Source organism: Streptomyces hundungensis (assembly GCF_003627815.1).
Classification (GTDB): Bacteria; Actinomycetota; Actinomycetes; order Streptomycetales; family Streptomycetaceae; genus Streptomyces; species Streptomyces hundungensis_A.
The window spans coordinates 3,683,536-3,708,635 of sequence record NZ_CP032698.1; the positions used below are offsets into that span (position 1 = coordinate 3,683,536).

22 protein-coding genes are annotated in these 25,100 nt (G+C 70.8%); 4 read left to right on the plus strand and 18 right to left on the minus strand.

The window, feature by feature from the left end; all coding sequences use genetic code 11:
• Positions 1-2: 2 nt before the first annotated feature.
• The 12 genes from nuoL to DWB77_RS16395 all read right to left on the minus strand — a co-directional run bounded on the left by nuoL (position 3) and on the right by DWB77_RS16395 (position 12,761).
• A complete protein-coding gene (gene nuoL, locus DWB77_RS16340) occupies positions 3-1,949 on the minus strand; it encodes an NADH-quinone oxidoreductase subunit L (protein ID WP_120721963.1) in 1,947 nt (648 codons plus the stop codon).
• Positions 1,950-1,963: 14 nt separating this feature from the next.
• Positions 1,964-2,263 (minus strand): NADH-quinone oxidoreductase subunit NuoK, encoded by a 300-nt coding sequence (nuoK, locus tag DWB77_RS16345; protein WP_053728780.1) that lies wholly within the window; start codon positions 2,261-2,263, stop codon positions 1,964-1,966.
• A complete protein-coding gene (locus tag DWB77_RS16350; RefSeq protein ID WP_120721964.1) occupies positions 2,260-3,084 on the minus strand; it encodes an NADH-quinone oxidoreductase subunit J in 825 nt (274 codons plus the stop codon). The genes nuoK and DWB77_RS16350 overlap by 4 nt, the downstream gene beginning before the upstream one ends.
• Positions 3,081-3,662 carry an NADH-quinone oxidoreductase subunit NuoI gene (nuoI, locus tag DWB77_RS16355; RefSeq protein WP_399035119.1) on the minus strand — a complete coding sequence of 194 codons (582 nt, stop codon included), beginning with the start codon at positions 3,660-3,662 and terminating at the stop codon, positions 3,081-3,083. The genes DWB77_RS16350 and nuoI overlap by 4 nt, the downstream gene beginning before the upstream one ends.
• Positions 3,663-3,747: 85 nt before the next feature.
• On the minus strand, positions 3,748-5,100 hold the full coding sequence (gene nuoH / locus DWB77_RS16360; RefSeq protein WP_428985124.1) for an NADH-quinone oxidoreductase subunit NuoH: 1,353 nt from the start codon (positions 5,098-5,100) through the stop codon (positions 3,748-3,750).
• Complete coding sequence (locus DWB77_RS16365) at positions 5,097-7,598, minus strand: NADH-quinone oxidoreductase subunit G (protein WP_120721966.1); 2,502 nt, start codon at positions 7,596-7,598, stop codon at positions 5,097-5,099. The genes nuoH and DWB77_RS16365 overlap by 4 nt, the downstream gene beginning before the upstream one ends.
• On the minus strand, positions 7,595-8,956 hold the full coding sequence (nuoF, locus tag DWB77_RS16370; protein WP_120721967.1) for an NADH-quinone oxidoreductase subunit NuoF: 1,362 nt from the start codon (positions 8,954-8,956) through the stop codon (positions 7,595-7,597). The genes DWB77_RS16365 and nuoF overlap by 4 nt, the downstream gene beginning before the upstream one ends.
• Positions 8,956-9,768: an NADH-quinone oxidoreductase subunit NuoE gene (gene nuoE, locus DWB77_RS16375; protein WP_120721968.1), complete on the minus strand. Its 813-nt coding sequence runs from the start codon at positions 9,766-9,768 to the stop codon at positions 8,956-8,958. Before nuoE ends, nuoF begins: the two co-directional genes overlap by 1 nt.
• Before the next feature lie 17 nt (positions 9,769-9,785).
• The gene (locus DWB77_RS16380) at positions 9,786-11,108 is read right to left on the minus strand and encodes an NADH-quinone oxidoreductase subunit D (protein WP_120721969.1); all 1,323 of its coding nucleotides are present in this window, start codon (positions 11,106-11,108) and stop codon (positions 9,786-9,788) included.
• The gene (locus DWB77_RS16385; protein ID WP_120721970.1) at positions 11,108-11,833 is read right to left on the minus strand and encodes an NADH-quinone oxidoreductase subunit C; all 726 of its coding nucleotides are present in this window, start codon (positions 11,831-11,833) and stop codon (positions 11,108-11,110) included. Before DWB77_RS16385 ends, DWB77_RS16380 begins: the two co-directional genes overlap by 1 nt.
• Positions 11,830-12,384, minus strand: a complete 555-nt coding sequence (locus DWB77_RS16390; protein WP_120721971.1) for a NuoB/complex I 20 kDa subunit family protein — start codon at positions 12,382-12,384, stop codon at positions 11,830-11,832. Before DWB77_RS16390 ends, DWB77_RS16385 begins: the two co-directional genes overlap by 4 nt.
• Before the next feature lie 17 nt (positions 12,385-12,401).
• Positions 12,402-12,761: an NADH-quinone oxidoreductase subunit A gene (locus DWB77_RS16395; protein ID WP_030494815.1), complete on the minus strand. Its 360-nt coding sequence runs from the start codon at positions 12,759-12,761 to the stop codon at positions 12,402-12,404.
• A gap of 722 nt (positions 12,762-13,483) precedes the next feature.
• On the opposite strand from DWB77_RS16395, the gene DWB77_RS16400 reads away from it, so the two are divergent.
• Both DWB77_RS16400 and DWB77_RS16405 read left to right on the plus strand, forming a co-directional pair.
• Positions 13,484-14,311: a C40 family peptidase gene (locus DWB77_RS16400; protein ID WP_120721972.1), complete on the plus strand. Its 828-nt coding sequence runs from the start codon at positions 13,484-13,486 to the stop codon at positions 14,309-14,311.
• Between the two features lie 146 nt (positions 14,312-14,457).
• The gene (locus DWB77_RS16405) at positions 14,458-15,000 is read left to right on the plus strand and encodes a hypothetical protein (RefSeq protein ID WP_120721973.1); all 543 of its coding nucleotides are present in this window, start codon (positions 14,458-14,460) and stop codon (positions 14,998-15,000) included.
• Between the two features lie 24 nt (positions 15,001-15,024).
• Here the strand turns inward: DWB77_RS16405 and DWB77_RS16410 are convergent, their stop codons facing one another.
• Entirely contained in the window at positions 15,025-16,308 is a 1,284-nt protein-coding gene (locus DWB77_RS16410) for a geranylgeranyl reductase family protein (RefSeq protein WP_120721974.1), read from the minus strand.
• Positions 16,309-16,409: 101 nt separating this feature from the next.
• On the opposite strand from DWB77_RS16410, the gene DWB77_RS16415 reads away from it, so the two are divergent.
• Positions 16,410-16,952, plus strand: a complete 543-nt coding sequence (locus DWB77_RS16415) for a GNAT family N-acetyltransferase (RefSeq protein ID WP_120721975.1) — start codon at positions 16,410-16,412, stop codon at positions 16,950-16,952.
• 41 nt (positions 16,953-16,993) lie between these two features.
• Here the strand turns inward: DWB77_RS16415 and DWB77_RS16420 are convergent, their stop codons facing one another.
• The gene (locus tag DWB77_RS16420) at positions 16,994-17,686 is read right to left on the minus strand and encodes a demethylmenaquinone methyltransferase (RefSeq protein WP_120721976.1); all 693 of its coding nucleotides are present in this window, start codon (positions 17,684-17,686) and stop codon (positions 16,994-16,996) included.
• A gap of 123 nt (positions 17,687-17,809) precedes the next feature.
• Between DWB77_RS16420 and DWB77_RS16425 the strand changes: the two genes are divergently transcribed.
• Complete coding sequence (locus tag DWB77_RS16425) at positions 17,810-18,847, plus strand: chitinase (RefSeq protein WP_120721977.1); 1,038 nt, start codon at positions 17,810-17,812, stop codon at positions 18,845-18,847.
• A 548-nt stretch (positions 18,848-19,395) separates the two neighbouring features.
• Here DWB77_RS16425 and DWB77_RS16430 read toward each other — a convergent pair.
• From DWB77_RS16430 to DWB77_RS16445, 4 genes are all read right to left on the minus strand, one after another.
• Positions 19,396-20,031 carry an imidazolonepropionase-like domain-containing protein gene (locus DWB77_RS16430; protein WP_120721978.1) on the minus strand — a complete coding sequence of 212 codons (636 nt, stop codon included), beginning with the start codon at positions 20,029-20,031 and terminating at the stop codon, positions 19,396-19,398.
• A gap of 15 nt (positions 20,032-20,046) precedes the next feature.
• Positions 20,047-21,246 carry a cyclic dehypoxanthinyl futalosine synthase gene (gene mqnC / locus DWB77_RS16435; RefSeq protein ID WP_120721979.1) on the minus strand — a complete coding sequence of 400 codons (1,200 nt, stop codon included), beginning with the start codon at positions 21,244-21,246 and terminating at the stop codon, positions 20,047-20,049.
• Positions 21,247-21,342: 96 nt separating this feature from the next.
• Positions 21,343-22,068: a prepilin peptidase gene (locus DWB77_RS16440; RefSeq protein ID WP_120721980.1), complete on the minus strand. Its 726-nt coding sequence runs from the start codon at positions 22,066-22,068 to the stop codon at positions 21,343-21,345.
• Between the two features lie 17 nt (positions 22,069-22,085).
• Complete coding sequence (locus tag DWB77_RS16445; RefSeq protein WP_120721981.1) at positions 22,086-25,055, minus strand: BTAD domain-containing putative transcriptional regulator; 2,970 nt, start codon at positions 25,053-25,055, stop codon at positions 22,086-22,088.
• Positions 25,056-25,100: the final 45 nt, after the last annotated feature.

The following is a 25,100-nucleotide window of genomic DNA, read 5'->3' on the forward strand; positions in this document are numbered from 1 at the left end:
GTTTACACCGCCCTCATCAGCAGAGTCGCGGCGATGATCACCACAGCACCTCCGAACATCGAGACCGCGTAGCTGCGGGCGAAGCCGTTCTGTAGCTTGCGCAGCCGGCCGGAGAGCCCGCCGACCGAGGCGGCGGTTCCATTGACGACTCCATCGACCAGGCTGTGGTCGAGGTAGACGAGCGAGCGGGTGAGGTGTTCGCCGCCGCGGACCAGGACCACGTGGTTGAAGTCGTCCTGGAGCAGGTCGCGGCGGGCGGCCCGGGTGAGCAGCGAGCCGCGCGGGGCGACGACCGGGACGGGCTTTCGCCCGTACTGCGCGACCGCGAGGCCGACGCCGATCAGCAGACAGACGACGGTGGCGCCGGTGACGGTCCACTCGCCGAGCGGCGAGTCGCCGTGGTCGAAGGAGGTGACCGGCTCCAGCCACTTCACGAACCGGTCGCCGATGCCGAAGACTCCGCCCGCGAAGACCGAGCCGAAGGCGAGGACGATCATGGGGATCGTCATGGACTTCGGGGACTCGTGCGGGTGCGGCTCGTCGTGGGCGCCGCGCGTCTCGGCGGCGGGCTCCACGCTCGGCTCGGCCGGCGAGGGGGTCTTCGCGTTCCGCCAGCGCTCCTCACCGAAGAAGGTCAGGACCATCACGCGTGTCATGTAGTACGCGGTGATCGCGGCGCCGAGCAGGGTGACCGCGCCGAGGATCCAGCCCTCGGTGCCGCCCTTCGCGAACGCCGCCTCGATGATCTTGTCCTTGGAGAAGAAGCCGGACAGGCCCGGGAAGCCGATGATCGCGAGGTAGCCGAGGCCGAAGGTGACGAAGGTGACCGGCATGTACGTGCGCAGGCCTCCGTACTTCCGCATGTCCACCTCGTCGTTCATGCCGTGCATGACCGAGCCGGCGCCGAGGAAGAGACCGGCCTTGAAGAAGCCGTGCGTCACCAGGTGCATGATCGCGAACGCGTAGCCGATCGGGCCGAGGCCGGTGGCCAGGATCATGTAGCCGATCTGCGACATCGTGGAGCCGGCCAGCGCCTTCTTGATGTCGTCCTTGGCGCAACCGACGATCGCACCGAACAGGAGCGTGACCGCGCCGACGACCACGACGGCCGTCTGGACGTCGGGCACCGCGTTGAAGATCGCGCCGGAGCGGGTGATCAGATAGACGCCGGCGGTGACCATGGTCGCCGCGTGGATCAGGGCCGAGACCGGGGTCGGGCCCTCCATCGCGTCACCGAGCCAGGACTGGAGCGGCACCTGGGCCGACTTGCCGCAGGCGGCCAGCAGGAGCATCAGGCCGATCGCGGTGTCCCGGCCCGAGCTCGCCCCGCCGGCCTCGCCGAGGACGGTGGTGAAGGCGAAGGAGCCGAACGTCGTGAACATCACCATGATCGCGATGGAGAGGCCCATGTCACCGACCCGGTTGACCAGGAAGGCCTTCTTGGCGGCGGTCGCCGCGCTGGGCTTGTGCTGCCAGAAGCCGATGAGCAGATAGGACGCGAGACCCACGCCCTCCCAACCGACGTACAGCAGAAGGTAGTTGTCGGCGAGGACCAGGAGCAGCATCGCCGCGAGGAACAGGTTGAGGTAGCCGAAGAAGCGCCGGCGGTTCTCGTCGTGCTCCATGTAGCCGATCGAGTAGATGTGGATCAGCGTGCCCACACCGGTGATCAGCAGGACGAAGGTCATCGACAGCTGGTCGAGGTGGAAGCCGACGTTCGCCTGGAAGCCCTCGACCGGGACCCAGGTGAACAGGTGCTTGGCCACGGTCCGGTGGTCGGCCGAGCGGCCCAGCATGTCGACGAAGAGCACCGCGCCGAGGACGAAGGACGCGCCCGCGAGCAGCGTGCCCAGCCAGTGGCCGATCCCGTCCAGTCTCCGTCCGCCGCACAGCAGTACGGCCGCTCCGAGCAGAGGCGCCGCGATGAGCAGCGCAATGAGGTTGTCCACGATTCAGCGTCCCCTTACAGCTTCATCAGGCTGGCGTCGTCGACCGAGGCCGAGTGGCGGGAACGGAAGAGCGACACGATGATCGCGAGCCCGACCACGACCTCCGCGGCGGCGACGACCATCGTGAAGAACGCGATGACCTGACCGTCGAGGTTGCCGTGCAGCCGGGAGAAGCACACGAAGGCGAGGTTGCAGGCGTTGAGCATCAGCTCGACGCACATGAAGACCACGATCGCGTTCCGCCTGATGAGCACCCCGGCGGCGCCGATGGTGAACAACAGGGCTGCCAGATAGAGGTAGTTGACCGGATTCACTTGACCGCCTCCTCGTCCCGGCCGAGCCGTTCCTCGGAGCGCTGCTCCAGGGCCTTGAGGTCGTCGAGCGCCTGCTGGGACACGTCGCGGATCTGGCCGCGGCCGCGGAGCGTCTGGTTGACGGTGAGCTCCGAGGGGGTGCCGTCGGGGAGCAGGCCCGCGATGTCCACCGCGTTGTGCCGGGCGTAGACGCCGGGGGCAGGCAGCGGGGGCAGGTGCTTGCCGCGTACGCGCTCCTCGGACATCTCGCGCTGGGTCTTGGCGCGTTCGGTGCGCTCCCGGTGGGTGAGCACCATCGCGCCGACCGCCGAGGTGATCAGCAGCGCGCCGGTGATCTCGAAGGCGAAGACGTACTTGGTGAAGATGAGGGCGGCGAGCCCTTCCACATTGCCGTTGGCGTTGGCCTGGCCGAGCCCGTTGAAGTTCTTCAGGGAGGCGTTGGCGATGCCCGCGATCAGGAGCACCCCGAAGCCGAGCCCGCAGGCCGCGGCCCACCAGCGCTGCCCCTTGATGGTCTCCTTCAGCGAGTCCGCCGCCGTGACGCCGACCAGCATGACGACGAAGAGGAACAGCATCATGATCGCGCCGGTGTAGACGACGATCTGGACGACGCCCAGGAAGTACGCCCCGTTGGCGAGGTAGAAGACCGCCAGAATGATCATGGTGGCGGCCAGGCAGAGCGCGCTGTGCACGGCCTTCTTCATGAGGATGGTGCACAGGGCGCCGATCACGGCGACCGTGCCGAGCACCCAGAACTGGAAGGCCTCCCCGGTGGAGGTGTGCGAGGCCGCGGCGGCCAGCGCGACGGTGGACGCGCTCATGCCCCCACCACCTTGCCGGACGCGGGCTCCTCCGGACCGAAGGTGGAGGCGGCCTCCTGGGGCTGCTCCCCCTTGCTGAGCGCCACCTGGCGCACGGTGCCGGGCGCGGCCTCGGTGACCAGGCCGCGGTAGTAGTCCTGCTCGTTCATGCCCGGGTAGATCGCGTGCGGGCTGTCGACCATGGTGTCGTCGAGCCCGGCGAGCAGCTGCTCCTTGGTGTAGATCAGGTTCTCGCGCGAGGAGTCGGCCAGTTCGAACTCGTTGGTCATCGTCAGCGCCCGGGTGGGGCAGGCCTCGATGCACAGGCCGCACAGGATGCAGCGGGCGTAGTTGATCTGGTAGACGCGGCCGTAGCGCTCGCCCGGCGAGTAACGCTCCTCGTCCGTGTTGTCGGCGCCCTCCACATAGATGGCGTCGGCGGGGCAGGCCCAGGCGCACAGCTCGCAGCCGACGCACTTCTCCAGGCCGTCCGGGTGCCGGTTGAGCTGGTGGCGGCCGTGGAAGCGCGGCGCGGTGACCTTCGGCTGTTCCGGGTACTGCTCGGTCAGCCGCTTCTTGAACATGGCCTTGAAGGTCACGCCGAAGCCGGCGACGGGGTTGAGGAACGTGTCCTCCGACTCCCCCGGCTTGCCCGGCTTCCCCGATGCCCCGGCCGATGACTTGTCAGACACCGTCGTCCTCCCTTCCCTCTCGCTCACTCTGAGTATCCGCCCCACCACTGACAATCAACTCGCGCTCCGTGCGCGGCCGTCGACGGGGTACGGGCGGAAGGGTCTGTCCGGGCAGCGGCGGCACCGGGAATCCACCGGCCATCGGGTCGAAGGCCGCGGGCGGCGCCTTCGCGTCCGCGTCCTGCTTCTTGCCGCGGAACATGTCCGCGACGAAGGAGAGCAGCAGCAGGGCGACGACCGCGCCGCCGACGTACAGCACGATCCTGGAGAAGTCGTAGCCCTCGTTGCGCAGCGCCCGTACGGTCGCGACCAGCATCAGCCAGACCACGGAGACCGGGATGAGGACCTTCCACCCCAGCTTCATCAGCTGGTCGTAGCGGACCCGGGGCAGCGTGCCGCGCAGCCAGATGAAGAAGAAGAGCAGCAACTGGACCTTGATGACGAACCAGAGCATCGGCCACCAGCCGTGGTTCGCGCCCGCCCAGAAGGTGCTGATGGGCCAGGGGGCCCGCCAGCCGCCGAGGAAGAGGGTGGTCGCGACGGCCGAGACGGTGACCATGTTGACGTACTCGGCGAGCATGAACATCGCGAACTTGATGGACGAGTACTCGGTGTTGAAGCCGCCCACCAGGTCGCCCTCGGACTCCGGCATGTCGAACGGGGCCCGGTTGGTCTCGCCGACCATCGTGATGATGTAGATGATGAACGAGACCGGCAGCAGCACGATGTACCAGCGGTCGCCCTGCGCCTCGACGATCTTCGAGGTCGACATCGACCCGGAGTAGAGGAAGACCGAGGCGAAGGCCGCGCCCATCGCGATCTCGTACGAGATCATCTGGGCGCACGAGCGCAAGCCGCCGAGCAGCGGGTACGTCGAGCCGGAGGACCAGCCCGCGAGCACGATGCCGTAGATGCCGACCGAGGCGACGGCCAGGACGTACAGCATGGCGATCGGCAGGTCGGTGAGCTGCATCGTGGTGCGGTGACCGAAGATCGACACCTCGTTGCCGGACGGCCCGAAGGGGATCACGGCGATCGCCATGAACGCCGGGATGGCGGCGATGATCGGGGCCAGGACGTAGACGACCTTGTCGGCCCGCTTGACGATGACGTCTTCCTTCAGCATCAGCTTGATGCCGTCGGCGAGCGACTGGAGCATCCCCCAGGGGCCGTGCCGGTTGGGACCGATGCGCAACTGCATCCAGGCGACGACCTTGCGCTCCCACACGATGGAGAACAGCACGGTCACCATCAGGAACGCGAAGCAGAAGACGGCCTTGACGAAGACGAGCCACCAGGGGTCGCGGCCGAACAGGGAGAGGTCCTCCGCAGCGAGCGTGATCACGCCTCCACCACCTCCGTGGGAGCTTCCGTAACGGCGGGGCCGACGCGGACGACCCCGCCGGGAACCGCGCCGGTGTCCGAGGCGACGCCGCCGCCGACGGAATTCAGCGGCAGCCACACCACCCGGTCGGGCATCTCGCTGACCCGGAGCGGGAGTTGGACGGCGCCGGCCGGTCCGGTGACCTGGAGGAGGTCGCCGTCCTTGACCCCGGACTCGGCCGCGGTGGCCGCGGAGAGCCGGGCCACGGCCGCGTGCCGGGTGCCCGCGAGCGCCTCGTCGCCGTCCTGGAGGCTGCCCTGGTCGAGCAGCATCCGGTGACCGGCGAGGACCGCCTCGCCGGCGGCGGGCCGGGGCAGCGGCTGCGCCGACTCCAGGGGCTGGCTCGCGCGCGGCCCGTCCCAGGTGCCGAGGCGCGTCATCTCGGTGCGTACGGCGCGCACATCGGGCAGCGCGAGCCGCACGTCCAGGGCGTCGGCCAGCATGTGCAGCACCCGCGCGTCGGTCGGCGCCAGGCTGCGGGTCATCTGCTCCGGCTTGAGCGCGGCCTCGAACAGGCGCGCCCTGCCTTCCCAGTTGAGGAAGGTGCCGGGCTTCTCGGCGACGGCGGCGACCGGAAGGACCACGTCGGCGTGGGCGGTGACCTCGGTGGGCCGCAGCTCCAGGCTGACCACGAAGGACCCCGCGAGGGCCTGGCGGGCGCGCGCCGGGTCCGGCAGGTCCGCCGGGTCGACGCCCGCCACGAGCAGCGCGCCCAGTTCGCCGGTGACGGCGGCCTCGACGATCTGGCCGGTGTCGCGTCCGTAGCGGTGCGGGAGTTCGCGTACGCCCCAGGCCGAGGCGACCTCTTCGCGGGCCCGCGGGTCGGTGGCCGGGCGGCCGCCGGGCAGCAGCGACGGGAGTGCGCCCGCCTCCACCGCGCCGCGCTCGCCGGCCCGGCGCGGGATCCACACCAGTTCGGCGCCGGTCGCCGAGGCCGCGCGCACCGCGGCGGTCAGCGCGCCGGGCACGCCCGCGAGCCGCTCGCCGACGATGAGGACGGCGCCCGGGGCACGCAGCGCCTCGGCCGCCTTCGCGCCGTCGGCGTCCAGGCCGACGCCGCCCGCGAGCGCGTCCAGCCACTCGGTCTCGGTGCCGGGCGCGGCGGGCAGCAGGGTGCCGCCCGCCTTCGCGAGGCCGCGGGTCATGTGGGTGGCGAGCGAGAAGGTGCGCTGGCCGTGCTTGCGCCAGGCCTTGCGCAGCCGCAGGAAGACGCCGGGCGCCTCCTCCTCGGACTCGAAGCCGACGAGCAGGACGGCGGGCGCCCGCTCGACGGAGGTGTAGGTGGCCCCCTGCCCGTCGAGGTCCCGGCCGTGTCCCGCGACCCGGGCCGCCAGGAAGTCGGCCTCCTCGGCGGAGTGCACCCGGGCCCGGAAGTCGATGTCGTTGGTGTCCAGGGCGATCCGGGCGAACTTGGCGTAGGCGTACGCGTCCTCGACGGTGAGGCGGCCACCGGCGAGCACCCCGGCCCGCCCGCGCGCGGCGGCGAGTCCGGCGGCGGCCGCCTCCAGCGCCTCGGGCCAGCTCGCCGTCTCCAGGACGCCGTCGGCGTTGCGCACCAGCGGCGTGGTCAGGCGGTCGCGCTGCTGGGCGTAGCGGAACGCGAACCTGCCCTTGTCGCAGACCCACTCCTCGTTGACCTCGGGGTCCTCGGCCGCCAGACGCCGCATGACCTTGCCGCGCCGGTGGTCGGTGCGGGTCGCGCAGCCGCCCGCGCAGTGCTCGCACACCGAAGGCGACGACACGAGGTCGAAGGGCCGGGAGCGGAAGCGGTAGGCCGCCGACGTCAGCGCGCCGACCGGGCAGATCTGGATGGTGTTGCCGGAGAAGTACGACTCGAACGGGTCGCCTTCACCGGTGCCGACCTGCTGGAGCGCGCCCCGCTCGATCAGTTCGATCATCGGGTCGCCGGCGATCTGGTTGGAGAAGCGGGTGCAGCGCGCGCACAGCACACAGCGCTCGCGGTCCAGGAGCACCTGGGTGGAGATGGGGACCGGCTTCTCATAGGTGCGCTTCTTGCCCTCGAAACGCGAGTCGGTGTCACCGACCTGCATCGCCTGGTTCTGGAGCGGGCACTCACCGCCCTTGTCGCAGACGGGGCAGTCCAACGGGTGGTTGATCAGCAGGAGTTCCATGACCCCGCGCTGGGCCTTCTCGGCGACCGGCGAGGAGAGCTGGGACTTGACCACCATGCCGTCGGTGCAGGTGATGGTGCAGGACGCCATCGGCTTGCGCTGGCCCTCGACCTCGACGATGCACTGGCGGCAGGCGCCGGCCGGGTCGAGCAGGGGGTGGTCGCAAAAGCGCGGGATCTCGATGCCGAGCTGTTCGGCGGCGCGGATCACCAGGGTGCCCTTGGGGACGCTGATGTCGATGCCGTCGATGGTCAGCGAGACGAGATCTTCCGGCGGCACGGCCGCCTCGCCGCCCCCGGAGGAAGCGCTACTCGTCGTCACAGTCATGCGTTCACCTCCGTGTTGTCGTCCGCCCAGGCGGTGGACCTGGCGGGGTCGAAGGGGCAGCCCTTGCCCGTGATGTGCTGCTCGTACTCGTCGCGGAAGTACTTGAGCGAGGAGAAGATCGGCGAGGCGGCGCCGTCGCCGAGCGCGCAGAACGACTTGCCGTTGATGTTGTCGGCGATGTCGTTGAGCTTGTCGAGGTCGCCCATCGAGCCCTTGCCTGCCTCGATGTCGCGGAGCAACTGGACCAGCCAGTACGTCCCTTCGCGGCACGGGGTGCACTTGCCGCAGGACTCATGGGCGTAGAACTCGGTCCAGCGGGTGACCGCCCGCACCACGCAGGTGGTCTCGTCGAAGCACTGGAGCGCCTTGGTGCCGAGCATGGATCCGGCGGCGCCGACGCCCTCGTAGTCCAGCGGCACGTCGAGGTGCTCGTCGGTGAACATCGGGGTCGAGGAGCCGCCCGGCGTCCAGAACTTGAGCCGGTGGCCCTTGCGCATCCCGCCGCTCATGTCGAGGAGCTGGCGCAGGGTGATGCCCAGCGGGGCCTCGTACTGGCCGGGGCCCGTGACGTGCCCGCTGAGCGAATACAGCGTGAAGCCGGGGGACTTCTCGCTCCCCATGGACTTGAACCAGTCCTTGCCGCGGTTCAGGATCGCGGGAACCGAGGCGATGGACTCGACGTTGTTCACCACAGTGGGGCACGCGTACAGACCGGCGACCGCGGGGAAGGGGGGTCGCAGCCGGGGCTGGCCGCGGCGGCCTTCGAGGGAGTCCAGGAGCGCGGTCTCCTCGCCACAGATGTACGCGCCCGCGCCCGCGTGCACGGTGAGTTCGAGGTTCAGGCCGCTGCCGAGGATGTCCTCGCCGAGGAAGCCCGCCTCGTACGCCTCGCGCACGGCCTCGTGCAGCCGCCGCAGGACGGGGACGACCTCGCCGCGCAGATAGATGAAGGCGTGCGAGGAGCGGATCGCGTAGCAGGCGATCACGATGCCCTCGATGAGGGAGTGCGGGTTGGCGAACAGGAGCGGGATGTCCTTGCAGGTCCCGGGCTCCGACTCGTCGGCGTTGACGACCAGGTAGTGCGGCTTGCCGTCGCCCTGCGGGATGAACTGCCACTTCATCCCGGTGGGGAAGCCGGCGCCGCCGCGGCCGCGCAGACCGGAGTCCTTGACGTACGCGATGAGGTCGTCCGGCGTCATGGCGAGCGCCTTGCGCAGGCCTTCGTAGCCGTCGTGGCGCCGGTAGGTCTCCAGGGTCCAGGACTCGGGCTGGTCCCAGAAGGCGGAGAGCACCGGTGCGAGCAGTTTCTCCGGGCTGCTTCCGTTGCCGTTTCCGGCGATCTCGGTGGCCAACGTCATCACTCCCCCTCCTCGGCGGCGGGACCGGCGGGGTGGGCCGGGTCGGACGCCGAGGTCTGCTGTGGTGCGTCGTGCGAGCTCAAGTGCTCGGAGCCGGGCTGGGGTCGGTCCTTGGGGCCCTCGCCTCGGGGGTGCACCACACGCGCGCCCGGGGTCTCGCCCTTGGCCAGGCGCAGTCCGGCGAGCGAGGCGGGTCCGGCGCCGCCGGTCGCGGCGACCGCACCGGGGCGCTGGTCGGGGAAGCCGGCCAGGATGCGCGCGGTCTCCTGGTAGGTGCAGAGCGGGGCGCCCCGGGTGGGCTCCACCTCGCGGCCGGCCCGCAGGTCGTCGACGAGGCGTTTGGCGCTCTCGGGCGTCTGGTTGTCGAAGAACTCCCAGTTGACCATCACGACGGGCGCGAAGTCGCAGGCGGCGTTGCACTCGATGTGTTCGAGCGTCACCTTGCCGTCATCGGTGGTCTCGTTGTTGCCGACGCCCAGGTGCCGCTTCAGCTCGTCGAAGATGGCGTCGCCGCCCATCACCGCGCACAGCGTGTTGGTGCAGACGCCGACCTGGTAGTCGCCCGAGGGCTTGCGGCGGTACATGGAGTAGAAGGTGGCGACGGCCGTGACCTCGGCCGTCGTCAGCTCCAGGAGGTCCGCGCAGAAGGCCATGCCGGTGCGCGAGACGTAGCCCTCCTCGGCCTGGACGAGGTGGAGCAGCGGCAGCAGCGCGGAGCGGCTGTCGGGGTAGCGGGCGACGATCTCGCGGCCGTCCGCCTCCAGACGGGCGCGCACATCGGCCGGGTAGTCGGGCGCGGGCAGTTGCGGCATGCCCAATTGGATGTCAGTCACCGGTCGACGCCTCCCATCACGGGGTCGATGGACGCGACGGCGACGATGACGTCGGCGACCTGGCCGCCCTCGCACATGGCCGCCATGGCCTGAAGGTTGGTGAAGGACGGGTCGCGGAAGTGGACCCGGTAGGGGCGGGTGCCGCCGTCGGAGACGACGTGTACGCCGAGTTCGCCCTTGGGTGACTCGACGGCCACGTAGGCCTGTCCGGCGGGGACCCGGAAGCCCTCGGTCACCAGCTTGAAGTGGTGGATGAGGGACTCCATGGAGGTGCCCATGATCTTCTTGATGTGGTCGAGGGAGTTGCCGAGCCCGTCCGGCCCGAGCGCGAGCTGCGCGGGCCAGGCGATCTTCTTGTCCTGGACCATGACCGGCCCGGGCGCCAGCCGGTCCAGGCACTGCTCGACGATCCTGAGCGACTGGCGCATCTCCTCCAGGCGGACCAGGAAGCGGCCGTAGGAGTCGCAGCTGTCGGCGGTCGGGACGTCGAAGTCGTACGTCTCGTAGCCGCAGTACGGGTCGGTCTTGCGCAGGTCGTGCGGGAGGCCGGCCGAGCGCAGGATGGGCCCGGTGGCGCCGAGCGCCATGCAGCCGGTCAGGTCGAGGTAGCCGACGTCCTGCATGCGGGCCTTGAAGATGGGGTTGCCGGTGGCGAGCTTGTCGTACTCCGGCAGGTTCTTCTTCATGGTCTTCACGAACTCGCGGAGCTGGTCCACCGCGCCCGGCGGCAGGTCCTGGGCGAGCCCGCCGGGGCGGATGAACGCGTGGTTCATGCGCAGGCCGGTGATCAACTCATAGAGGTCGAGAATGAGTTCACGATCCCGGAATCCGTAGATCATGATCGTGGTCGCGCCCAGCTCCATGCCGCCGGTGGCGATGCACACCAGGTGCGAGGAGAGCCGGTTGAGCTCCATGAGCAGCACGCGGATGACCGAGGCCCGGTCGGGGATCTGCTCGGTGATGCCGAGGAGCTTCTCGACGCCGAGGCAGTACGCCGTCTCGTTGAAGAACGGCGTCAGATAGTCCATGCGCGTGACGAAGGTGGTGCCCTGGGTCCAGGTGCGGAATTCGAGGTTCTTCTCGATGCCGGTGTGCAGATAACCGATTCCGCAGCGGGCCTCGGTGACCGTCTCGCCCTCGATCTCCAGGATCAGCCGGAGCACGCCGTGGGTGGAGGGGTGCTGGGGACCCATGTTGACGACGATGCGCTCGTCGTCGGCCTTGGCCGCCGACTCGACGACCTCGTCCCAGTCGCCGCCGGTGACCGTATATACAGTCCCCTCGGTGGTTTCCCGAGCGGACGCGTGAGAAGTGCTCATCAGCTGTACGACCTCCGCTGGTCCGGAGCCGGGATCTGGGCGCCCTTGTACTCGACCGCGATGCCGCCGAGGGGGTAGTCCTTGCGCTGCGGGAAGCCCTGCCAGTCGTCCGGCATCATGATCCGGGTGAGGGCGGGGTGGCCGTCGAAGACGATGCCGAAGAAGTCGTACGCCTCGCGCTCGTGCCAGTCGTTGGTCGGATAGACCTCGACGAGCGAGGGGATGTGCGGGTCGGCGTCGGGGGCGCTCACCTCAAGGCGGATGAGCCGGCCGTGGGTCAGGGAGCGCAGGTGGTAGACGGCGTGCAGCTCGCGGCCCTTGTCGCCGAGGAAGTGGACGCCGCTCACGCCCGTACAGAGCTCGAAGCGCAGGGCGGGGTCGTCGCGCAGGGTGCGGGCGACGCGCAGGAGGTGCTCGCGCGCGATGTGGAAGGTGAGTTCGCCGCGGTCGACGACCGTCTTCTCGATGGCGTTCTCGGGGAGCAGGTCCTGCTCCTCCAGGGCGCCTTCGAGTTCGTCGGCCACTTCGTCGAACCAGCCGCCGTAGGGGCGCGAGGTGGCGCCGGGCAGCGTGATGGTCCGCACCAGGCCGCCGTAACCGGTGGTGTCACCGCCGTTGTTGACGCCGAACATGCCCTTGCGTACTCCGATGACCTCGCCGGTGTCCTGGCGCGGGGCGGGTACGCCGCTCTGTTCGGGGGTGTCGGGGGTATCGGGAGAGCTCACCGCAGCAGCCCCTTCATCTCGATGGTGGGGAGCGCCTTGAGGGCCGCCTCCTCCGCCTCGCGGGCCGCCTCCTCCTGGTTGACCCCGAGCTTGGTGCCCTGGATCTTCTGGTGGAGCTTGAGAATCGCGTCGATCAGCATCTCGGGCCGGGGTGGGCAGCCGGGCAGGTAGATATCAACCGGGACAATGTGGTCAACACCCTGAACAATCGCGTAATTGTTGAACATCCCGCCCGATGAGGCGCAAACCCCCATGGAAATGACCCACTTGGGGTTGGGCATCTGGTCATAGACCTGCCGCAGCACCGGCGCCATCTTCTGGCTGACCCGGCCGGCCACGATCATCAGGTCGGCCTGGCGCGGGGAGCCGCGGAAGACCTCCATGCCGAACCGGGCCAGGTCGTAGCGGCCCGCGCCGGTCGTCATCATCTCGATGGCGCAGCAGGCGAGGCCGAAGGTGGCGGGGAAGACGGACGCCTTGCGCACCCAGCCCGCGGCCTGTTCAACAGTGGTCAGCACGAAGCCGCTAGGCAGTTTCTCTTCGAGTCCCATAGGTGCCCCTCAGCCCCTCAGTCCCATTCCAGGCCGCCGCGCCGCCACACATACGCGTAGGCGACGAAGACGGTGAGCACGAAGAGCAGCATCTCCACGAGCCCGAAAAGCCCCAGGGCGTCGAAGGTGACCGCCCAGGGGTAGAGGAAGACGATCTCGATGTCGAAGACGATGAAGAGCATCGCCGTCAGGTAGTACTTGATGGGGAAGCGGCCGCCGCCGGCCGGCGTGGGAGTGGGTTCGATACCGCACTCGTACGCCTCAAGTTTCGCCCGGTTGTACCTTTTTGGGCCGATTAGCGTGGCCATGACCACGGAAAAGATCGCAAACCCTGCCCCGAGGGCGCCGAGCACGAGGATGGGCGCGTAGGCATTCACGCTCCTCGCTCCTTCCAGTCGTCCTTGACCGTTGGACCGCACACGGGTCTCGCGAACACCTCGCCACCTCGCCTTTCGGCATGAAGATCGCGTACATGTGAGGCAGTTCACAAGCCCGACTGCCCCGCATCCTATGCCCGTCGGTCTGTGATCTGCGACACGGGGTGCGACAACGCCTTTGTGATCTCCACCACCTGACGAAGGATCATGAAGCCGGATGAGCGGTGATCTTCATACGTGAAGCGCCCGAGTGATCACGAGACGTGACATCCCGAGGTGTTACCGCTGGTCGGCGACGGTCTGGCGTTATCAAGAGATGTGCGCTACAGGCAAATTGGCGGCCGGGGCACATCCGGTGATAAGCGCCCGCTCCTCACCCGCGGGAGGGACTTCGAAGCCCGGGGGTGGACGCGTGCACCCGTTCACGAGAGCCGCCGCACCGCCGAGGGGCGACTCGATCTCTCCACACTGTGACCTGCGTCACGTCACAACAGTCGTGGAATCAACGGGGCTTGGCCATCGACGTGAGGGGATGGTAAGCGCCGGGCAATTCGGGCGTTTCATGGAAAACACATGATCACAGCCCTGATAAGGGCCGCCAGTTTTGTCCGTTACGGCGTCAATAAGTGTCGGCAAGAAGCGGATTCGGCTCCTCCGTCATCAACTGTGGCGCAGCACACGTTTCTTGAAGGGAACCCCGTACCCCTGATAGCGGTTGTCCCATGTCCCACACCGCTCACATACCCAGCCACCGGAAGCCCCGCCGCAGCGCCTCGAAGGTCTCGCTCCGGGCCGGAGTTGCCGGTGGCGTACTCAGCACCATCGCGCTGGCAGGTGCGGCCGCCCCGGCCATCGCCGCTCAGCCGGTCAACGAGACCATCGAGATGCCCACGCTGTCGGGCGACCTCGCGACCACCGCGGCCGCCACCGTGCAGGCCACCAAGGCGGTTGCCGCCGACCTCCAGCTCCAGGCCGCCCAGGACGCCGCCGCGTCCACCGCCGCCAAGGACGCCAAGAAGGCCAAGGACGACGCCGAGCAGAAGGCCGCCGAGGCCAAGGCGAAGGCCGAGGCCGAGGCTCAGGCGAAGGAGAAGGCCGCCGCCGCCGAGCGCGCCTCCCGCTCCGCCGAGCGCACCACGCTCAAGGCCGCCTCCGCGAGCACCGGTGCCACCTCCTTCAAGGCGTCCAACGCCACCGGCTCCGCCGCCGCCATCGTGAACTTCGCCCTGGCCCAGGTCGGCAAGGCGTACGTCTCGGGCGCCACCGGCTCCAGCGCGTACGACTGCTCCGGTCTCGTGCAGGCCGCCTACCGCCAGATCGGTGTGGACCTGCCGCGCGTCTCGCAGGACCAGTCGGCCACCGGCACCGATGTGTCGCTGTCCAACCTCCAGCCGGGCGACGTCCTTTACTGGGGCGGCAAGGGCTCCGCGTACCACGTGGCGATCTACGTGGGCGGCGGCAACTTCGTCGGCGCGCAGAACCCCTCCAGCGGCGTCGTCGAGCGCAGCCTGGACTACGACGCCCCCTCGGGCGCCGTCCGCATTCTCTGAGGCGTCCAGCGGCCTTCTGAGCCGCACCAGCACCGCCTGTGAGGGCCGTTGCTCCCCCGCTCGGGAGCAGCGGCCCTTCGGCATGCCCGGAATGTGTTGAACTCTGCCTGCTTCCGGGCAGAGTTCACCTATCAGGGGGTGGCCGCATGGACGAGCAGGCACGGGACGCGCAACCGCAGCCGTACGAGGTCTACGCCGACGGGCTCGGCATGTTCGCCGCCATCGGGATCGTGTTCATGGCGCTGGGCCTGTGGATGCTCACCGGCATCCGCCCCTGGCACGGCCCCGTCGACTGGTCCAAACTCGCCTTCGGCTGGGGCTTCGCGCTGTTCGTCGTCGGCGCCGGCGCGTTCCTCGTCCTGGCGTGCGTGTACGGGGCGCTGCGCCCGGTCATCCGCGCGGACGAGACCGGGATACATCTCGCCACGCGCTTCGACGCGCCCTGGTCGCAGGTGCGCGAGATCGAGGTCGGCACGGTGGCGATCTGGGAGCTCGGCGACCAGAGCGCCGAGGGCGGCTACGAGCACCACCGCGCGGTGTGGGTGACCCTGCACGACGGCAGGCGCCACGAGTACATAGCCCGCCGCCAGGGCGGGGACCTGTCCGCCGAGGAAGTGCGCACCGGTCTGTCCCGGTTCGCCGGAGAGGTCCCCGTCCGCTGGACGGACGAGGTGGAGCGCCGCTGCTGACAACGGCGGCCGGGCGGCCCGGGGTCAGGCCTTCGGGGCCACCTTGGAAAGGCCGTTGATGATGCGGTCCATCGCGTCGCCGCCCGTCGGGTCGGTCAGGTTGGCCAGCATCTTCAGCGTGAACTTCATCAGCATCGGGTGGGTCAGGCCGCGCTGGGTGGCGATCTTCATGACCTTCGGGTTGCCGATCAGCTTCACGAAGGCGCGGCCCAGCGTGTAGTAGCCGCCGTAGGTGTCCTTGAGGATCTTCGGGTATGCGTGCAGGGCGAGTTCGCGCTGGGAGGGGGTGGCGCGGGCGTGCGCCTGGACGATGACGTCCGCGGCGATCTGCCCCGACTCCATGGCGTACGCGATGCCCTCGCCGTTGAACGGGTTGACCAGGCCGCCCGCGTCACCGACGAGCAGCAGGCCCTTGGTGTAGTGCGGCTGGCGGTTGAAGGCCATCGGCAGGGCGGCGCCGCGGATCGGGCCCGTCATGTTCTCGGGGGTATAGCCCCAGTCCTCGGGCATCGACGCGCACCACGCCTTGAGGATCTCGCGCCAGTCGAGCTCCTTGAAGGCGGACGACGAGTTGAGGATGCCGAGGCCGACGTTGGACGTGCCGTCGCCCATGCCGAAGATCCAACCGTAGCCGGGCAGGAGCCGCTCCTGCGGGCCGCGCCGGTCCCACAGTTCGAGCCAGGACTCCAGGTAGTCGTCGTCGTGCCGCGGCGAGGTGAAGTACGTGCGCACGGCGACGCCCATCGGGCGGTCCTCGCGCCGGTGCAGGCCCATGGCGAGCGAGAGGCGGGTGGAGTTGCCGTCGGCGGCCACCACGAGCGGGGCGTGGAAGGTGACCGGGGTCTTCTCCTCGCCGAGCTTGGCGTTGACACCGGTGATGTGCCCGGTGCGCTCGTCGACGATGGGAGCGCCGACGTTGCAGCGCTCGTACAGGCGCGCCCCGGCCTTCTGCGCCTGCCGGGCGAGCTGCTCGTCGAAGTCGTCGCGCTTGCGCACCAGTCCGTAGTCCGGGTACGAGGCGAGGTCCGGCCAGTCGAGCTGGAGGCGGACGCCGCCGCCGATGATCCGCAGGCCCTTGTTGCGCAGCCAGCCGGCCTCTTCGGAGATGTCGATCCCCATCGAGACGAGCTGCTTGGTGGCGCGCGGGGTCAGACCGTCGCCGCACACCTTCTCGCGCGGGAAGGCGGTCTTCTCCAGGAGCAGCACGTCGAGTCCGGCCTTGGCCAGGTAGTACGCGGTCGTCGAACCGGCCGGGCCGGCCCCGACGACGATCACGTCCGCGGTGTGTTCGGAGAGCGGCTCGGTCACAGCGGGATCTCCCGAAGACTCGAATTTGCGTGCCGAGAAGCACAGGACATGTGCAGTCTATGGGTGGCTGTTGATCGACATCGCGAAGGGTTGCCCACGCCATGAGCTCTCTCTCCCCCGAGTCCTCCGTACCGCGCAAGTCCCCGCCGGCCGTCCGGCTGCGCGTGCCCACCGAGGAGGACGCCTACGCCTGGCACCGGGCGTTCGACGACCCGGAGGTGATGGAGTTCCTCGGGGGCCGCTCGGCCGAGGTCTCGGTGTACGAGGAGCTGACCGCCCGCCAGCGCAAGCACGACGCCGAACTCGGCTTCTGCCTCTGGACGATGCTGGACGAGGACGACGAGGTCGTCGGCTTCACCGGCGCCCAGCCCTGGCCCCGCGACTGGGGCCCCACGGGTGAGATCGAGATCGGCTGGCGCCTGGCCCGCACCCACTGGGGCCGCGGTTACGCGTCGGCGGCGGCGCGGGCGGCCGTGGCCCGCGTACGTGCCGCGGGCCTCGACCACGTGGTGGCGATGGTCCATCCCCACAACACCCGTTCGGTGGCGGTGGCGGAGCGCCTCGGGATGACGCTGTCCAGAACGTACCCGAATCCGATGTCGGGGGTGGAGGCGCTCTGTTTCCGTCTGGAGCTGGGCAGTTGAGGCGGAGGAGTTGAGCCTGGGGTCGGGGCGCCGGGTGGTCCTCAGGCCTTGAAACCGCGGTGCAGGGCGACGATCCCGCCCGTCAGGTTGCGCCAGGCCACCTTGGACCAGCCCGCCTTCTGGAGCTTCTCGGCGAGCTCCGGCTGGGCGGGCCAGGCGCGGATGGACTCGGCGAGGTAGACGTACGCCTCCGGGTTGGAGGACACGGCCGTCGCGACGGGGGGCAGCGCCCGCATCAGGTACTCCGTGTACACCGTACGGAACGGCTTCCATGTGGGCTGCGAGAACTCGCAGATCACGACCCGGCCGCCGGGCTTGGTGACCCGGTACATCTCGCGCAGCGCGGCGTCCGTGTCCTGGACGTTGCGCAGCCCGAAGGAGATGGTCACCGCGTCGAAGGTGTCGTCGCGGAAGGGCAGCTTCGTCGCGTCGCCCGCCGTGAACGGCATGTGGGGCTGGCGCTCCTTGCCGACCTTGAGCATGCCGAGCGAGAAGTCGCACGGCACGGTGTACGCGCCGGCCGCGGCGAAGGGCCGCGAGGAGGTGGCCGTGCCGGCCGCGAGGTCGAGGACCTTCTGCGCGGGACGCGCGTCGACCGCTTTCGCGACCTCCTTGCGCCACAGCCGGGCCTGGCCGAGGGAGAGCACGTCGTTGGTGAGGTCGTAGTGCGCCGCGACGTCGTCGAACATCGAGGCGACTTCGTGCGGCTGCTTGTCCAGGGATGCGCGGGTCACGCTCCCATTCAAGCAGGAGCCGCGCCACGGCCCGGCGCCCGGCCCTCACCGGTCCGGGCGGGCCGCGTACATTCTCCCTTCGGTGCCACGGGGGCGCGGACCAGGAGAGCGGGTGCGCAGGACATGCGGGGTTTTCTGAGTTTTCTGAGGGTGCCGGTCGTCGGGGCTGGTGTGCTGGCCGCGCTGCTGTGCGCGGGGTGCTCCTCGACCCCGGATGCCCCGGGCGACCCGGACGGGACCGCCGGGGCCGCTGGGGCCGCCAAGGAGCCCGCGCCTGCCGCGCTGACGAGCGCGTACTCCCCTTACGTGAGCGCCACCACGGCCGCGCCGACCGACGCCGTCGGCTCCCCCGCCGTCTACAACCTGGCCTTCGCCGTCGCCCACGGCTCCACCTGCCGGGCGGTGTGGGACGACGAGACGGCCATCGCGGACCGCGACGTCAAGGACCGGGCGGCCGCCCTGAAGAAGTCGGGCGCGGCGGTACGGGTGTCCTTCGGCGGGCAGGCCGGCAAGGAGCTCGCGCTCACCTGCCGCACCCCGGCGCAACTGGCCGCCGCCTACCGCTCGGCGCTCGACGCGGTGGGCTCCGCCGAGGCGGACTTCGACATCGAGGGCGCGGCGCTGACCGACCCGGCCGCGCTCACCCGGCGCGCCGAGGCGATCGCGCTGCTCCAGAAGGAGCGTGCCCTGAAGGTGACGTTCACGCTCGCGGTGATGCCGACGGGGTTGACGCCGCAGGCTCTGGCTCTGCTCAAGTCCGCCGAGGAGCACGGGGTGAAGATCTCCACCGTCAACATCATGACGATGAACTACGGGACGTCCTTCGGGGGGAACATGGGCGACTACGCGGTACGGGCGGCGACCGCGGCGCACGCCCAGCTCCAGGCGCTGCTCGGCCTCTCCGACCGCGCGGCCTGGCAGGCGCTCGGGGTCACCTCGATGGTGGGCGTCAACGATGTGAAGGGCGAGACGTTCACGCTGGAGGATGCGGCGGTGGTGCGGGCGTTTGCCCGGGGCAAGGGGGTGGGGCGGGTGTCGATGTGGGTCACCTACCGTGACCAGGCCTGCGCTTCCGGGGTCAACTCGGGGGTGGCTCAGCCCAGTTGCAGCGGCGTGCCCCAGACCCCGGGCGCCTTCGCAAAGGCCCTGTCCCGCCCCTGAGGCGTCTGCCCACCCACCCACCCGTAGGCGCAGGGTTGGATGGCCCGGGCCCCTGGGGCTCCGCCCCAGACCCCGTTCGCGCCTGAACGGCGCTCGTCCTCAATCGCCGGACAGGCTGAGGTGGCCGATACGGGCCAGCACCGAGCAGTTAGGGGCGCGAGGAACTGCGCGAGAAGCGAGCACGGTCCGCGCCCTAAAGCCCCTGGGGCTCCGCCCCAGACCCCGTTCGCACCTAAAGAACGCTCGTCCTCAATCGCCGGACCGGCTGAGGTGGCCAATACGGGCCAGCACCGAGCAGTTAGGGGCGCGGGGAACTGCGCGAGAAGCGAGCACGGTCCGCAGGATCAAGAGGGTTCAGGGGCGCGGGGAACTGCGCAACCTGCCCCGTCCGGCCCCGCCCCGGTTCTGCCAGGGGCGCGGGGAACTGCGCGACCAGCCACCGGCGGCCCGCAGGTGAAAGCGGGTTTAGGGGCGCGAGGAACGGCGCGAATCGTGGCCCGGGCCGCGGACGCACCCCGCACCCCGCACCCCGCACCACCTACGGCACGCTACGCCCGCCGATGCCGCAACCGCCCCCCAATCACCGTGGCGATACAAGCCACCCCCGACCCCACCAACCCCGCCTCATCCCGCACCGCGAACACCGCGAACCGCGCCGGCGCGCCCACCTCCAGCGGGGACCGGAACGCGTCGGTGGGGCGTTCCGCGCCGGCCAGCGGGTCGAGGGTCGCAGGGCCCTCCGCCTCGGCGCCCGGCAGCACCTCAAGTCCCGCCCGCCGCACGGCGGTTCGTACGGCCGGGGTGGTCAGGGACCCCGTCACCGCCACCACCCCCCGCGCGAGCAGCTTCTGCGTGCAGCGGCGCGCACTGTTGCCCCGGCGGGACTCACTCGGCGCGAGGGCGGCGAGCGCGGCCCCGGTGAGCGGTTCGGTGCCGAGTTCGTCGGCCTCGAAGGGGTCGTCGGGGAAGTAGGTGTGCTCAAGGAGCGCCGTGCCGTGGCGGTTGACCAGGCCGGGCGTGAGCACCCCGGCCCAGCGGCGGACGCGGGCGCCGGGGTGGGCCGCCGCGACGTCCTCGTACGGCCCGATCATGGCGATCCGGTCGCCGTCGGCCAGGACCGCGCCGCCCGGTACCGGCGAGCGGTCCCCGGGCAGCACCAGGTCGGCGGCGTGGAGCGTCAACACCTCAGGTGAACCGCGTCAGTTGGAGGCGAGGAGCTTGAGCTCCGGGTGGGCGGTGCCGCCCGCGATCGCCGTCGAGGAGATGTGCGACTGGACGCGGACGTCGACCGGGTCGTTCGCCGGGTCGTCGTGCACCACGAGGTGCTCGTAGGTGGTGGAGCGCTGGGCGGGCACCCGGTCGGCCGTGCGGATCATGTCGATCATCTCGCGCAGGTTCGAGCGGTGCTTGGCGCCGGCGGAGGAGACGACGTTCTCCTCCAGCATGATCGAGCCGAGGTCGTCCGCGCCGTAGTGCAGGGTGAGCTGCCCGGCCTCCTTGCCCGTGGTCAGCCACGAGCCCTGGATGTGGGCGACGTTGTCGAGGAAGATCCGGGCGATCGCGATCATGCGGATGTACTCGAAGATCGTCGCCTGGGTGCGGCCCTTGAGGTGGTTGTTCTCGGGCTGGTAGGTGTACGGGATGAAGGCGCGGAAGCCGCCCGTACGGTCCTGCACGTCACGGATCATGCGCAGGTGCTCGATGCGCTCGGCGTTGGTCTCGCCGGTGCCCATCAGCATGGTGGACGTCGACTCGACGCCGAGCCCGTGCGCGGTCTCCATGATCTCCAGCCAGCGCTCGCCGGACTCCTTGAGCGGGGCGATCGCCTTGCGCGGGCGCTCCGGCAGGATCTCGGCGCCGGCCCCGGCGAACGAGTCGAGCCCGGCGGCGTGGATGCGCGAGATAGCCTCTTCCACCGACACCTTGGAGATGCGGGCCATGTGCTCGACCTCGGAGGCGCCGAGGGAGTGGATGACCAGCTGGGGGTAGGCCTTCTTGATCGCCGAGAAGTGCTCTTCGTAGTACTCGACGCCGTAGTCCGGGTGGTGGCCGCCCTGGAACATGATCTGGGTGCCGCCGAGCTCGACGGTCTCCGCGCAGCGGCGCAGGATGTCGTCGAGGTCGCGGGTCCAGCCCTTGGCGGTGTCCTTGGGCGCGGCGTAGAACGCGCAGAACTTGCACGCCGTCACACAGACGTTGGTGTAGTTGATGTTCCGCTCGATGATGTACGTCGCGATGTGCTCGGTACCCGCGTAGCGGCGGCGGCGCACGGCGTCGGCGGCGGCGCCGAGCGCGTGCAGCGGCGCCGACCGGTACAGGTCGAGCGCCTCCTCCGGGGTGATCCGCCCACCCTCGGCGGCACGGTCGAGAACGGACTGGAGATCGGCCTTCTCAGTCACCGGAGGTGTCCCTTTCTCAGGGGTTGCGGACGGACTGATCCAGCGTACGCCAGGGGCGGCGGCCGGTTCGGCGGGGCCCGGGGCCGACGGCCGGTGTCAGCGGGTGAGGCCGCCGAGCAGCAGGCCGCCGAGGGCGCCGGCGACCAGGAACGGGCCGAGCGGGAACGCCGTCTTGCGGCCCGCGCCGCGGAACACGACGAGCCCCATGCCGTACAGCGCGCCCAGGACGAGACCGAGGAGGGCGCCCGCCATCAGACAGGGCCAGCCGTACCAGCCGAGCAGCACCCCGAGCCCGAGCGCGAGTTTCACATCGCCGAAGCCCATGCCCGCCGGGTTGATCAGGAACAGGACGAAGTACCCGGCGCCCAGGGCGAGCCCGCCGAGCAGGGCGGTCGGCCAGGATCCGGCGTGCCCGGGCAGCAGGGCCGCGAGCCCGAGCAGCAGGGCGGCGGCGCCGACCAGCGGCAGGGTGAGCGGATCGGGCAGCCTGCGGACGGCCAGGTCGACCAGGCACAGCAGCACCGCGAACGGAGTCAGCAGCAGCCAGACCGCCAGCTCGGGCCGGGGCCCGGTGGTGGCGGCGAGCGCGGCGCAGACCAGGGCGGTGACCAGGACGGCGGGCAGCGCCCGGCCGTAGCGCGTGCCCGGCCCGCAGGCCCGGCACCGGGCGGGGCCCGGCCGCCCGGTCAGCTCGTGCCCGGCCGGGCAGGCGGTACGCCAGGGCTCCCCGGGTTCGACGGAGAGCCGGTAACGGGGGCGCGGCAGCAGGTATCCCGCGCCCGCGCCCCAGGCGGCCGCCGCGAGGGTCAGCGTTGCGTTCACCGGACCAGGGTGCCCCGTCAGCCCGCCGACGCCGCGGCCGGGCCGCCGTCACCGCGCCAGGACGGGAACAACTCGTCGAGCAGGGCGACGGTCCGCGGCGGCAGACCGCGGGGGCCGCTGCGGGCGGTGAGCTCCGCGACCAGCGCGCGCAGGGCGTCCTCGTCCTCGGTGTCGTGGGTCGCGCGCAGCAGCTCGTTCCACAGCCGCTCGTCCGCGGGGGAGCTGGCGAGCGCGGTGCGGAGCGCCTCGATGGCCTTGCGCGGGCGCCCCTGCTCGCGGTGGTGGCCGCAGAGCGCGAGCGCCACATCGGCCACCAGGAGCGGCAGTTGGGTGTCGATGATCTCGTGGCCGAGCCAGCCGTAGCGGCCCTCGGCGCGGTCGGCGAGGAGCGGGCCGCGCACCAGGTTGAGGGCGTCGGTGAGCAGCCGCTCGCGCACCGAGGCGCGGCGGGTGCCGCGGCCCTCGGTCGCCTCGTAGTGCAGCGAACGCAGCACGTCGAGGTCGGAGACGACGGACCGGGCGAGGGTGAGCCGCCCGTTGGCGTCGGTACGCAGCCGGGGCGAGCCGTCCTCGTCGGTGCCGAGCCACTCCCGCAGCCGGCCGATCAGTGCCTCGCGGACTTCGTCGGTCACTCCGCGCGGCCACATCGCGGAGGCGAGGACCAGCGGGTGGACGCCCTCGCGGTGCAGGAGCAGCAGGGCGAGCGCCTCGTGGAGCAGCGCGCTGCGCTCGTCGTCGGGTGCTTCGAGACCGATGATCTCGTACGGTCCGACCAGTCGGGCGTAGACCGCGGGACGGCCCTGCTCGGTGATGTCCACCAGGAAGGCGTGCGGGGCCGGGGCCGGGTCGTCGCCGTCGGGGCCGGACATCGTGTCGGCGGAGGCGAAGAGGCGTACGACCGCCTGGTGCACGGCGGCGGGCAGCAGCTGGGCGGTGAGTTCGAGGCCGAGCAGCGGAGCGGCCAGGCGGCCTTCCGCGCTGATCTCCAAGTCCCAGGCGGCGCCCAGCTGTTGGGCCGTGCCGTCGACGCCGACCAGGCAGCCGATGCCCAACTTGCCCGCGCCCGCGGTCAGTTCGGCGAGCGCGGCGGCCTCCGCCTCGGTGGGGGTGTCGGCGATCATCACCAGGTGCGGGGCCCAGCGGGTGTGCTGCGACGCGGGTCCGGTGCGACCGGTGAGGACCGAGTCGTGGCCGGCCGCGCCGAGTGCGGCCCGGCGCCGCTGGATCTCCGCGCCGAGGTCTTCGAGGAGCACCCCGACGGAGTCGAGGTGGCGCAGCCGGGTCGGGGCGAGCGCGCCCAGTTCGGCGCCGAAGCCGACGACGGTGACGGTCATGCGGTCGGACCAGCCGTTGGTGGCGAGTTCGGCGGCCACCGAGGAGAGCACCGCGGCGCGCGCCTCGCCGGGGCCGCTGAGCGAGACCAGACCGGGCGCGGCTTCGAGGTTGAGCAGCAGCCGGGCGCCGTCCAGGGTGCCGAGGCTGACCAGGCCCGGGTAGGGGGCCGCGATCTCGGCGAGGTCCCGTACCTGTGCGGGCGCGGCCGTGCGCTCCAGACGCCACAGCGTCGGGTCGCTGCCCTGCTGCCAGGGGGCGGGCGGTTGCCCGGAGGGCTGGGCCAGTTGGAGGTGCAGGTCGGTGGCGGTGAACCAGGCCGCGTACACGACGGGCAGCGGCCGGTTCGCGGCGTCGAGCTCGGCGGACAGACCGCGCAGCGCCTTGTCGAGGAAGCGCACGGCCTCGGGGTCGGCGCCGACCAGGAGCGCGTCGTGGACGTCGGCGTCGGCGCCGCTGGGCACCGGCGGCTCCATGCCGCGACGCCCGGCGACCGCGGTCATCGCGGACTGCCACAGCGCCATCCTGCGGCGGCGGCCGAGCGCGCCGAGCACGCCCGCGGCGAGCAGCGGCGCCCCGATGAGCGCCTCGGAGAGCCCGAACCCGCTCTCGGACGACGACGAGGTGGCGGTCCCGGACGCGGCGCCCCGCGGTGTCTGCTGCGGGGCCGGCGTCTGGACGGGCGGAGCCTGCTGCTGCGGCCCGGAGCCGCCGGCGGCGTCCGCGCCGGGCCGCGCCCCCACGCCCTGCTGGGCCGGCTGGGCGTGGTCGCCGGACTTGGCGTACTCGGCGATCTGCCGCTTGAGCCCCTTCGGGGCCTCGACCACCGGTGCGGGCATCTCGACGAGGTCCCCGCCGTGGGCGTCGGCCGGCATCTCCATGATCCAGCCGGGCCGGATCAGGCTGGCCTCGGACAGCTTGGAGCCGTCGGGCTGCACCCGGTCCTTGTTGAGCTGGTAGATCTCGTGGTAGCGGCGCCCGTCCCCGAGGTGGCGTTCGGCGACCTCCCACAGCGAGTCGTGGTGACGGCCCTCGGGCGGCTGGATCCGGTAGAACTTGGTGGCCCCCGCCTCCGTACCGCCCTGCTCCTCAAGGGCGTGGTGCGCCTGCGCCGCCGCCTGCTTCTGCATCGCCTCGGCGACGGTCTCGGCCTGCTGTTGGCCCGGCAGTTGCTGGGCCGCGGCGACGGTCGGCCGCGCGGTGTTCTCGACGTGCTGCCCGCCGGTCAGACCCGGGGTGAAGCTCGCGGCGGTGGCGGTGACGAGCAGCACCGCCGCGATCAGCTGCCGCGCCAGCAACTGACTCGGCCCCGCGCCCGGCACCCGCGAGGGCAGCCCGACACCGGACACCGCGGCCTTGACCTCGACCAGCACACACGCGGTGAACTGCGCCCACGCCAGCCACACCACCAGCGTGAGGATCCGCACGAAGGCCTGCGCGGATATCTGCTGCTGCACCATGTCGAGCGAGGGCATTCGGTGCGGCAGCGGCCACCCCACGCTCATCGCGAGCGCCGCGGGCACCCCCACGACGAGCCCGAGCAGCGCGACGAACGCGAAGAACGCCTTGGCGAAGTCGCCGGCCGTACGACGACGCGGCAACGGCTGCGGCGTCCGATTCGCCGGACCCGCCGGGCGGGAGGGGGTGCGTGCCATGGGGTGGGTTCCTGGGGTCGATGCGGCGGGGCCGGGGCCGGGGGC

What these genes read in the sequence shown, in the direction of transcription:
- DWB77_RS16350 (WP_120721964.1), bottom strand. Translation starts at nt 3,084, where the DNA reads ATGAGCGCGTCCACCGTCGCGCTGGCCGCCGCGGCCTCGCACACCTCC.
- DWB77_RS16365 (WP_120721966.1), bottom strand. Translation starts at nt 7,598, where the DNA reads ATGACTGTGACGACGAGTAGCGCTTCCTCCGGGGGCGGCGAGGCGGCC.
- nuoF (WP_120721967.1), bottom strand. Translation starts at nt 8,956, where the DNA reads ATGACGTTGGCCACCGAGATCGCCGGAAACGGCAACGGAAGCAGCCCG.
- nuoE (WP_120721968.1), bottom strand. Translation starts at nt 9,768, where the DNA reads ATGCCGCAACTGCCCGCGCCCGACTACCCGGCCGATGTGCGCGCCCGT.
- DWB77_RS16380 (WP_120721969.1), bottom strand. Translation starts at nt 11,108, where the DNA reads ATGAGCACTTCTCACGCGTCCGCTCGGGAAACCACCGAGGGGACTGTA.
- DWB77_RS16390 (WP_120721971.1), bottom strand. Translation starts at nt 12,384, where the DNA reads ATGGGACTCGAAGAGAAACTGCCTAGCGGCTTCGTGCTGACCACTGTT.
- DWB77_RS16400 (WP_120721972.1), top strand. Translation starts at nt 13,484, where the DNA reads ATGTCCCACACCGCTCACATACCCAGCCACCGGAAGCCCCGCCGCAGC.
- DWB77_RS16405 (WP_120721973.1), top strand. Translation starts at nt 14,458, where the DNA reads ATGGACGAGCAGGCACGGGACGCGCAACCGCAGCCGTACGAGGTCTAC.
- DWB77_RS16415 (WP_120721975.1), top strand. Translation starts at nt 16,410, where the DNA reads ATGAGCTCTCTCTCCCCCGAGTCCTCCGTACCGCGCAAGTCCCCGCCG.
- DWB77_RS16425 (WP_120721977.1), top strand. Translation starts at nt 17,810, where the DNA reads ATGCGGGGTTTTCTGAGTTTTCTGAGGGTGCCGGTCGTCGGGGCTGGT.
- DWB77_RS16445 (WP_120721981.1), bottom strand. Translation starts at nt 25,055, where the DNA reads ATGGCACGCACCCCCTCCCGCCCGGCGGGTCCGGCGAATCGGACGCCG.